General features: G+C 59.2%; 5 protein-coding genes. 3 read left to right on the top strand and 2 right to left on the bottom strand.

The window, feature by feature from the left end:
* On the top strand, nucleotides 1–492 hold a 492-nt coding region (locus BIS11_RS11465), incomplete at its 5' end, for an L-serine ammonia-lyase, iron-sulfur-dependent, subunit alpha (protein ID WP_253586071.1).
* Nucleotides 493–743: 251 nt separating this feature from the next.
* Nucleotides 744–1,448, top strand: coding sequence for a hypothetical protein (locus tag BIS11_RS11460; RefSeq protein WP_253420078.1), 705 nt, complete (start codon nucleotides 744–746; stop codon nucleotides 1,446–1,448).
* 127 nt (nucleotides 1,449–1,575) lie between these two features.
* Here BIS11_RS11460 and pobA read toward each other — a convergent pair whose 3' ends face one another.
* Complete coding sequence (gene pobA / locus BIS11_RS11455; protein WP_253420075.1) at nucleotides 1,576–2,760, bottom strand: 4-hydroxybenzoate 3-monooxygenase; 1,185 nt, start codon at nucleotides 2,758–2,760, stop codon at nucleotides 1,576–1,578.
* A gap of 149 nt (nucleotides 2,761–2,909) precedes the next feature.
* On the opposite strand from pobA, the gene BIS11_RS11450 reads away from it, so the two are divergent.
* Nucleotides 2,910–3,806 carry a helix-turn-helix domain-containing protein gene (locus tag BIS11_RS11450; protein ID WP_253420072.1) on the top strand — a complete coding sequence of 299 codons (897 nt, stop codon included), beginning with the start codon at nucleotides 2,910–2,912 and terminating at the stop codon, nucleotides 3,804–3,806.
* Between the two features lie 36 nt (nucleotides 3,807–3,842).
* Here BIS11_RS11450 and BIS11_RS11445 read toward each other — a convergent pair.
* On the bottom strand, nucleotides 3,843–4,582 hold a 740-nt coding region (locus BIS11_RS11445; RefSeq protein ID WP_253586070.1), incomplete at its 5' end, for a TRAP transporter large permease subunit.

Here is a 4,582-nt window from a genome sequence, read left to right as displayed (position 1 = left end):
ATCATCCCGGCGGTGCTGCACTACTACATGAAGTTCCAGGCAGGCTCCAGCGAGCGTAACGTGGTGGACTTCCTGCTTGCCGCAGGCGCCATCGGCATTTTGTGCAAGAAAAACGCCTCCATTTCTGGGGCCGAAGTGGGCTGCCAGGGCGAGGTCGGCTCCGCCTGCGCCATGGCCGCCGCGGGGCTGGCCGAGGTGATGGGCGCAACGCCGGAGCAGGTCGAGCACGCTGCGGAAATCGGCCTGGAGCACAACCTGGGGCTCACCTGCGACCCGGTCGGCGGCCTCGTCCAGGTGCCCTGCATCGAGCGCAATGCCATCGCCACGGTCAAGGCGATCAATGCAGCGCAAATGGCGCTGCACGGCGACGGCACCCACTTCATCTCGCTGGATAAAGTGATCCGCACCATGCGCGACACCGGCCGCGACATGCTCGACAAGTACAAGGAAACGTCAAAAGGTGGACTCGCGGTGAATGCCATCGAGTGTTGAGCGCTTCAAGCTTCCGATATGCAAAGCCCGGCCCCGGCCGGGCTTTTTACTGGCCACTCCAGGGGAAAGACACTCGCCGAACGGCTGGAAAACGGCAAAATGGTTGAACTTGGCAGCTTTTCTATTACGCTTTAGTGTCAGCATTCTTTCAGTAGGCACCCAGGTTGGTGCCGTCGACGCTAGCGGCCATTTCTTGACGTTCAACCCCCGTCACTCGGCTTTCTGCCGGATGATCGACCGAGTTCTTCCGCATGTTCACAAAGCTGCAGCGTTTTCACTTCGAAAAACGGACCTGTTGGTATCTGGTTCACCGCGTTCAAGCAACGCCGGGCGTGGGCAGCCTGCAGGCGCTGGTGTCGCTACCGGAACTCGATCGTCAGGCCAGCAGCCATTTCTTCTTTCAAGCCCAGTCCAGTACGCTGTTCAAGCTGGTGCGCGACAAGTACTCCCCCAGGGAGCACTTCTGGCGCTGGCTGGGACGCGACATCATCTCCAAGCGCCTGACCGGCTCTTACGACGCCTACAAGGAGTTCACCAGCCGCCGCATTCTGCAGAAACTGGGGCAGAACACCGTCGATGTGCGCTGCTATGGCGTGGCGCTCAACTTCTTGAATCCGCTCGGCTCGCTCTACGCCATGGAGCGGCTGGACGGCTGCGTGACGGGTAGCGCCCACTTCGAGGCGCTCGACGAGCCGGGCCGCACGGCATTCATCGACACTCTGGCCAACCAGGTGATCGAGCTCGCCCAGGCGGGCTACTACCACCGCGACCTGCACCTGGACAACCTGCTGATCGACGCCCAGGGCCGGCTTGTCTGGATCGATACGCACGTCAAGGCGCTACCGAGCTCGGCAAAGAAACGTGGCGCCCTGCTGGACCGCATGCTGGCCAACAGTCGTATCAACGATGCCGCCTATCGCACCCGGTTAAGGGTCAGGCTGGCGCCTTGGTTTTAACAAAACACGAGTTCATGGATAGCGTTAAAGCACCGATGCCGCGTTTTTGAGAACCAATTAGGGTTTGAGCCGGTTCATGGCGCTTCTTTTACCAGGGAGGTTCAAGGCAAATCAAGACAACGAAATTTTACTCCAGAGACTCGTAAGGCAGTCCCACATAGTTTTCGGCAATCGTCGTCAAACCCGCCTGGGTACTCGTGACGTAATCGAGTTCAGCGAGCTGCAAACGGCTATCGAAGTCGTCTGCATCGGAGAAGTTGTGCAGCATGGACGTCATCCACCAAGAGAAGCGCTCGGCCTTCCAGATACGTTTCAGGCACGTTTGTGAGTAGCGCTCGATCAGATCCGTGCGGCCTTCCTGGTAGACCTTCACCATCAGCCGGTAGAGCGTATTCACGTCGCTGACGGCGAGATTGAGGCCCTTAGCGCCAGTAGGCGGGACGATATGGGCCGCGTCACCGACCAAAAACAGTTTGCCGTACTGCATGGGCTCCACCACGAAGCTTCGAAGCGGCGCGATGCTCTTCTCGATGGAAGGCCCGGTCACGAGCCGAGTGGCCACCTCGTTGGGCAAGCGGCGCTTGAGCTCTTCCCAAAAGCGCTCATCGGACCAGTCCTCGACTTTTTCATCCAACGGCACCTGCAGGTAGTAACGGCTGCGGGTGGCGGAACGCATGCTGCACAGGCTAAAGCCGCGCTCGTGGCGGGCGTAGATCAGCTCCTCCGACACCGGTGGCGTATCCGATAATAGACCCAGCCAGCCAAAGGGGTAGACCTTTTCGAACTCGGTGAGACGATCACCAGGAATGCTCTGACGCGAGACGCCATGGTAGCCATCGCAGCCGGCTATGTAGTCGCAGTCGAGCCTCAAGGTTTTACCATCATGCTCGAACGTCAGATAAGGGGCGTCGCTTTCCATATCGAACGGCTGAACGTTTTCAGCCTCGTAAAACGAGGAGGCACCTACGGCCTCACGAGCCTCCATCAGGTCACGCGTCACCTCGGTCTGACCGTAGACCATGACACGGCGGCCTCCGGTCAGCTCATCAAGCGGCACGCGTACGCGGCGATTGTCGAAGGCCAGCTCAAAGCCGTCGTGGGGTAAGCCCTCTTCATCCATACGCCGATCAACGCCCGCCTCGCGTAAGAGATCCACCGTGCCCTGCTCTAGCACACCGGCCCGGATGCGGCTCAGCACGTGCTCGCCGCTGCGCCGCTCGACGATCACGTTGTCGATGCCCTGGCGTTGCAACAGTTGTCCCAGCAACAGGCCCGACGGGCCAGCCCCGATAATCGCCACCTGAGTCTTCATCAAAACGCTCCAGAGCATAGTGTCACAACGATTAATGAGTTGTATTTTTGATCGAATTAAGCGCTTGAGTAAGGCAAAATATGGTCTTAAATCTGGATTTTTGGCGTATAAATGCTCGACTTTAGTCAAACGTATTAGCGGAGCCCTCCATGCTAGCCGCCACTATCGTTCCCGTGTTCAAGCTCTACGGTGAAACCCGCCATTGGCCCACGCCGGATCTTTTGCACTGCGAGTCCATTCCAGAGCGCAGCCTTCTGCACGATTGGCGTATTCGCCCGCATCGCCACACCGATCTGGTCCACGTCCTGCTGATCACTCGAGGCAGCGTCGATCTTGAGCTGGAGGGAGCCCATCACCATAAGCGGAATGCGGGGGTCATCGTGGTACCGGCCATGACGATTCACGGGTTCTGCTTTTCACCAGACGTGAAAGGCCACATCGTGACCCTGGCTCAGCCGCTGGCAGATCATTTGGGCAAGGCATTGGATGATGGCCGAGCGCTGAGACAGGCGGGGTTTTACAGCCTCGAAGCCGCGTCGAATCAAGCGCAGATCGTCACGCTGGTGAGCCAGATCGACCGCGAGTATCGCCATCCGGCGCCGGAGCGGCGCCAGCTTCTGGAAGTACTGGCTCTGGCACTGGCCATCGAGCTCGAACGCCTGGTGCTGCCGCGTAAGCCAACGCCTCAGAGGGCGATCCCTATGGCACGCGAAAAGGGTCGCCAGCATTTCGAACGGTTTCATACGCTGGTCGAGCAACGCTTTCGAGAGCAGCCTGGCATCGAGGCGCTAGCGCGCGAACTTGGGCTCAGCCGCGCGCATCTCAACCTACTGTGCCGTCAACAGGAAGGCCGGAGCGCCTTGCAGATACTCCACGAGCGGCTACTGCTCGAGGCCAAACGCCAGCTCACTTATACCAATATGACCATCGCCGAGATCGCCGACGGTTTGGGCTTTTCCGAGCCGGCCTACTTCACACGTTTTTTCAAACGTAATACAACATTGGCTCCCCGTGCGTTTCGAAAGCATTTGATGGAGCAGCCGTAGCCGTCTTCGACAGTCGGCCGCTCCAGCCCCATGACGTTAAAGCAGGAAAAACGTGCTCAGCACGGGAAACGCAACCAGAAGCGCCAGCCGAACGAAGTCCGACACGATAAACGGTGCCACGCCCTTGAAGATTTCGCCCAGCCCTACGTGCGGCGCCATCGCCTTGATGACGAACACGTTCATGCCCACCGGCGGGGTGATCAGGCCAAGCTCCACCGTCAGCACCGTGATGATCCCGAACCAGACCGGATCGATGCCCAACGCCTGGATGATCGGGTAAACCACCGGCACGGTGATCACCAGCATGGCGATGGAGTCCATGAACATGCCGAGCACGAAGTAGAGCAGCAGGATGCACAGCACCACCATCATCGGCGAAAGCTCGAGCCCATAAAGCATGTCACTAATGGAAAACGAGATCCGCGACACCGAGATGAAGTAGCCCAGCGTTTCCGCCCCCACCAACATGAAGAACACCACCGCCGACAGCGCCAAGGTCTCTTGCAGACTGCGCCAAAGCCCAGCCAAGCGCATACCTTTGAAGAGCGCATACAGCAGCGTGGCAAAGGCCCCGACGCTGGCGCCTTCGGTGGGTGTGAACAAGCCGAAGTAGATGCCCAGAATCATCACTAGAAAGACGGCAAAGAATGGGATCAAGCCCGAGATGGAGGCAAACTTGTCGCGCCAGGAGGTGCGTTCGCCTATCACGGCGAGTGCCGGGCGAAGACGCATCACCACGGTGACGGTCAGCGCGTACATGACCAGCCCCATGAGCC

Origin of the sequence: Halomonas sp. 707D4 (assembly GCF_024158685.1) — a bacterium.
Classification (GTDB): Bacteria; Pseudomonadota; Gammaproteobacteria; order Pseudomonadales; family Halomonadaceae; genus Vreelandella.
The sequence above is the reverse complement of the archived record's forward strand: the minus strand, read 5'-3'. Positions and strand labels throughout refer to the sequence as shown.

Bases quoted from the DNA above. Each gene is read 5' to 3' on its own strand.
- pobA (WP_253420075.1), bottom strand. From the start codon at position 2,760: ATGAAGACTCAGGTGGCGATTATCGGGGCTGGCCCGTCGGGCCTGTTG.
- BIS11_RS11450 (WP_253420072.1), top strand. From the start codon at position 2,910: ATGCTAGCCGCCACTATCGTTCCCGTGTTCAAGCTCTACGGTGAAACC.
- BIS11_RS11460 (WP_253420078.1), top strand. From the start codon at position 744: ATGTTCACAAAGCTGCAGCGTTTTCACTTCGAAAAACGGACCTGTTGG.